The organism is Ferrovum myxofaciens, assembly GCF_000735045.1.
In the GTDB taxonomy this organism is placed as follows: domain Bacteria; phylum Pseudomonadota; class Gammaproteobacteria; order Burkholderiales; family Ferrovaceae; genus Ferrovum; species Ferrovum myxofaciens.
Genome location: NZ_JPOQ01000083.1, coordinates 1 through 4,975, shown reverse-complemented (window position 1 = coordinate 4,975; position 4,975 = coordinate 1). Strand labels below are relative to the sequence as shown.

6 protein-coding genes and 1 pseudogene are annotated in these 4,975 nt (G+C 46.6%); 2 read left to right on the top strand and 5 right to left on the bottom strand.

The window, feature by feature from the left end:
- Window positions 1-81: 81 nt before the first annotated feature.
- The 5 genes and pseudogenes from IV91_RS0110350 to IV91_RS20030 all read right to left on the bottom strand — a co-directional run.
- Window positions 82-750, bottom strand: a complete 669-nt coding sequence (locus IV91_RS0110350) for a DUF5625 family protein (RefSeq protein ID WP_031598132.1) — start codon at window positions 748-750, stop codon at window positions 82-84.
- Between the two features lie 139 nt (window positions 751-889).
- Window positions 890-1,267, bottom strand: coding sequence for a response regulator (locus IV91_RS0110345; protein WP_031598130.1), 378 nt, complete (start codon window positions 1,265-1,267; stop codon window positions 890-892).
- A complete protein-coding gene (locus IV91_RS16865) occupies window positions 1,264-2,199 on the bottom strand; it encodes a GGDEF domain-containing protein (RefSeq protein WP_031598128.1) in 936 nt (311 codons plus the stop codon). The genes IV91_RS0110345 and IV91_RS16865 overlap by 4 nt, the downstream gene beginning before the upstream one ends.
- Before the next feature lie 85 nt (window positions 2,200-2,284).
- Window positions 2,285-3,004 carry a flagellar brake protein gene (locus IV91_RS0110335; protein ID WP_084190045.1) on the bottom strand — a complete coding sequence of 240 codons (720 nt, stop codon included), beginning with the start codon at window positions 3,002-3,004 and terminating at the stop codon, window positions 2,285-2,287.
- 15 nt (window positions 3,005-3,019) lie between these two features.
- A pseudogene (locus tag IV91_RS20030) lies at window positions 3,020-3,142 on the bottom strand (IS30 family transposase); the annotation flags it as partial.
- A 333-nt stretch (window positions 3,143-3,475) separates the two neighbouring features.
- On the opposite strand from IV91_RS20030, the gene IV91_RS0110330 reads away from it, so the two are divergent.
- Window positions 3,476-4,246: a PEP-CTERM sorting domain-containing protein gene (locus tag IV91_RS0110330; RefSeq protein ID WP_031598124.1), complete on the top strand. Its 771-nt coding sequence runs from the start codon at window positions 3,476-3,478 to the stop codon at window positions 4,244-4,246.
- Between the two features lie 199 nt (window positions 4,247-4,445).
- On the top strand, window positions 4,446-4,631 hold the full coding sequence (locus IV91_RS0110325) for a hypothetical protein (RefSeq protein WP_031598122.1): 186 nt from the start codon (window positions 4,446-4,448) through the stop codon (window positions 4,629-4,631).
- Window positions 4,632-4,975: the final 344 nt, after the last annotated feature.

Below are 4,975 nucleotides of genomic sequence, written 5' to 3'. Positions count from 1 at the left end.
TTTTCGCTTATTTCGTTAAAGGCGGGTTAACGTGAACTAAGCCTACATAAATATAAACCTTGCTCAATAATAGTGCTGATGTCAGTGATCATCCTGATTCGTATGCATGGCCACCACCTTAAGCAAAGTCTCTACATGATCCGGTAATCTGGTTTCCTTAACCGACATAATTGTTACTCGATATTTTCCGGGAAGCAGAGCCACTTTCGTTATCGGCCTGATCAACCCATCATATGGACTCAGCGAAGGCGAGCCATCAACATGTGGTGCCCAACTTTTTGGCCAACCATCCTCAATGCCTTCTGTATTGATTAACTTGTCAATGATAGGTTTGGCAATGTTCGTGCCTGAAAGTGGCACAATAACAATATGCAACGGAATAACAATCCCACTGCTTGAAAACATTTTCGAAGCCCCGGCTATTATGCCTCGCCTGCTATTCACACCACCCGCAAATTTTTGAAGATACCTTATTTGCTCATCATTTGGGAGTATATCGCCAAAACTAAACATTAGTTCAAATTTATAGGAGTCATATTTAGTTACCTTGAACTCCTGCGAAATAGAACTGCCTGGCGTTGAAATATCACATTTAATTAAGAAATCTGGGGTAACGTTCACAGGGCGCACATTGGCTGCAGATATTGTCGGCAATACCGCAAGGATCCAGACAAATTGTACGATTCGATGCACGAATTTCCGTCTGGAAATATTCTCGCACTTATTTAATACTGGCTCAATTTTTGGCATTGTCTTGGTTATGTAACTCCTGAATTTGTGTTCGTTATAAATAAATTTTTCGAGGCGTTGCTTCGTCCCTGCTAATGGCCTTTCATTCGACTGAGTTTTTGACTATAAAAGGTTCCGTCACACCAAGGTAAACTGTACCTCATAGTTTTTTTGGTTCAGAAAATATCTTGTCTACTAAATCCAGAATGGCCTGCGGCTTAAATGGCTTCAAAATATAGCCACTGACACCGATTTTTTTCATCTCCATGAAGCATTCTCGGTTGGCCTCTGCGGTTACCATGATAACCGGGATAACAGAATCCTTGGTTCGGATGGCCGACACGAATTGGGCACCGGTAAGGCCAGGCATGTTCCAGTCCGAGAGTATCAGATCAAACGAATTGCTCCGCATAAGTTGAAGCGCCAAATCTCCGCTACCCGCCTCCATCGTTTTGTGACCGCTGCTCCTGAGCAAGGAAGCTATAACGGTACGTATGGACAACATGTCGTCAACCACGAGAATGCTTTTGCGGGTCATATGGCGTCTCCAGCGTCCTTGCGATGTTGTGATTTATTCGTACACGGATTAAAAATCGAAGTGCAACCCGATGGTAACTTGGCGTAACAATGGCAGTTTTTCCCGCTGTGTTTAGCCAAATACATTGCGGCATCGGCGATTTTTACCAACTGCTCTGCTGTTTCTCCATGGTCTGGGTAGAGAGAGATACCAATACTGGCGCTCACCGTACAATTTTTTCCATTGATCATAAATGGGTGAGCGATAGCATCAACAATTTTCTTGGCCACGCGGTCTTTGCTGTTCGTTGTTCGCGCGTTACTGAGAATCATCGTAAACTCATCGCCACCTATGCGCGCCACCGTGTCCGATTCTCGAACACATGCCATGATTCTTTTGGCTGTCTCGCGCAGAAGTGCATCGCCAGCATCGTGTCCTAATGTGTCATTGACATGTTTGAAACCGTCAAGATCAAGATAGAGGACGGCGATCGATTCTTTATCTCGAAGCGCCCTTGTTATTGCCTGATTGAGACGGTCATAGAACAGGATGCGGTTGGGAAGTCCTGTAAGGGAGTCATGGTGGGCGAGAGCGGTAATCTGTTCATTTGTTTGTTTCAGACGGGTAAGTAAAGTCCAAATGAAACGTGCCTGAAAGCCTCCGATGCTATTCCCACTTCCCAACTGAGATTCAACATAGGCTGTGATACTTTCATCGCCTGTGAGGTTGAATGCGAGACAAGGCCTGCTCACTTTGATTGCGTCAGTAAGATTGGTAAAATCCAGAATGCCGTGTTTCCTCGCAATTGCTAGTGCTGGAGCTTGTGGATCAGTGTCAATAATACCAACAATATTAATTAGCGGATCTTCTCGAAAGAGATCGAGCATTGCTAAGCCACCACGACCAGCACCTATAACGAGTATTCTTTGGATGTTTTGAGGTTTTACTGTCATAAAAGTGCTCATTGTTGAGTATGATTTTTAACCCGTAAATGCAACCGAAGGTGAGAAAAAAAGAGGGGGAGTGAGATTTCCTCGATCAAGATCCTTTCAGGAGATTTTGATAAACCAGAACCTGAAGAGCAAAGGATTCGGTCTGATCGAGGTTATGAAATTCAGCACCGTACATAAATAACAGTGGTTCCTCCCCATCTCCAACTTGGCATTTGTTCTCAGAAGCCACCTTGATCACAACAGAAGGGGAAATGTTTGCCGTCACTCCTTGGCTTGAAACCTGAATACATAACTTGAGCACATCACCTACCTGTCCCAATGAAACCGTGGAACCAAGTTGTACGCCGGTAAAACTGATGTCGGCAATGGTACAAGCCAGTTTGATTTCTGGATTGTCATCCCGGTAAACAGAAGTAGTGACATTCGCTTTAACCCGAGCTGCCTTTCTGATCTTCATCTCTTGAATGGAAACTGGATAGGTCACGTGGAGGTAAGGGTATGGCGTGTTGCAGACACGCAACACGCTCGCAGTGAAGGCATAAGCGTTTTTCCCCGAAAAATATCTCATGACAATATTCTGCCCCTCGTGCGCCAAGATCACATGGCCATTGAATTCAGGAGCAGTCACTAAAACACTCCGCCTCTCGCAATAACCGATCAGTCTGACGCTGTATTTTTGGGAGTTTTGTCCTGCCCACACTTGTGCTTGCAACAACTCGCCCACCTGCAGGTTAAGGGAAGCAAAACTGGACATCACCATGGATGGTTCGACTTTCTCGCTAGAAATATTGGCTTTTGATGACATAGTGTGGGCGCAGACTCAAGTTCGAAGTGCAACACCTGATGGTGTCCTAGTGTAGCGCACCGTTTTGCCGAAGAATACCTCAAATGGCGTTCTGAATCCAAGTACTTTTCTGGGCTTGTGGTTGGGACGATCCACAGCCTGCCATTCTCTGTTTCGGTCGCCTGCGCCAAAGCAATTTATAACCACAACCCACTGGTTGGAAACCCACGCCAAATAGAGACATATCGTCCGGTAGTCATATTCGTGGGCAGGAAACTTGCGAGATGTCGGAAAATTTTACACTTTTCATTCCATTCCATTCCATTCCATTTCATTTTGTTATTGCAACTATTTGTAATGTAATGATTATATTACATTACAAATAAATGGCATGATTCGTGCTTTATCTTAGATTGAATCGATTTTTACGAAAACTTTCCATGTGCGAGGGTGCAGGAAAGCCCAATCAATCTCAGAAGGAGAGGAATAGAAATGAAAAACAATAAGAAATATTCGAAAACGATGATTGCCAAGGCTGTTGCTGCTTGCCTGATTGGGGCCGTTTTTACAGCACCTACGGCGTGGGCGGGGTTCCAGACGATCGATCTGTCTGGTATCGTCAACGCGTCGGATTCCATTTTAATCAACGGTTCGACTTTCCCGACCGGAAATCAAACTTATAACGGTGTTCCATTCAATATTGCGAATGTGGCTATCCCGGGCGGCGGCTTCAATAATTACTGGATGGGCGGCGGCGCCCAATTATTACCGGGCACCTACTCGACTACGCTCACGTTTGGCAACATCTTGGATGTGACCAACGTCTACACAATGATCAATACCGGGTGGGGCACAACCAACACCAACCCGACACCGTTGAATATTGCTTTCAATGCCGGCAACGGCGGGGCCAGTTATACCAAGAGCTTGGTCGGAAATGTTGACGTGCGCGACTACAATAATGGGTTCTATACAACCACGATCAACGGCACCACGACCACGAACGCGTTTACCAACGGACAAGGCCAGCGTCTGGATATGCAGAACTATGCCCTTCCGTCCTATTTCCTGACCGACGGGCTGGCCAGCATCACGCTGACGGACAGCGGTTCCCGTGGCTACGAAAGAGCGATATTCAGTGCGCTCACCTTGCAAACCTCCGCAGGGGGGCCAGCCGCGGTGCCAGAGCCCGCGAGCGTGGCATTGCTCGGAATTGGGTTGCTGGGGTTGATGGCAGGGCTGCGGTATCGGCGCTTCGGCTGATTTGACTCTTGCGAAGGCGCAGGGGGCGGGTGCCCCTTTGCGGGTTGTCGCAGAATTTTACACCTGATTGATGGCGCGCTACAAGACGGCATGGATGTGGCAGTGCATTTCGAGCAGGTGGTGACAGGCACCTGAACCACTGAAAACACGGAACCAGTATCATGCGAATCCATCAACGACAGAAACACGGGAGGCCACAATGATCTCCGTGAACTTTAAACGTGTCACAAAACCCAAAGCCGCCCATATGCACAATCCTTTGCGGGGTGAGTTCCCATTATTTCGTTCTAAAAAAACCAGCATCCTGAGCCGGTTTTCTTTCTTGTATCTCTTTGCTCTGGGCGCGCTGTTTTATCTGATGCATACCCTGAACACAACCATGTGATGCAATAACGCCATCCAATCAGAGGAATCCCGTGCTAGATATTCATAATGAACGAATCACCAGACCCACGTATCATTTAAGCCGTTCCTACCATCTTTACTTGCGCTGCCCCCATCACACAAAATCCGTACAGAATTTTCTGAAAGATCAGGGAAACCTCGCTTCCCTCTGTTTTTTCTCACCTTCGGTTGCATCTACTTGCTGAACATGCCCATGACAACCACTTATCTTTCAAAAAAACCTGTCCAATCAAGTCAGACCACCTCAGAAGCCAGACTCTTTTCACAGGATCACAAGACTATTTACTTAGCCCTTGCCGTCACCAAAGAACAGAAATCCGCCTC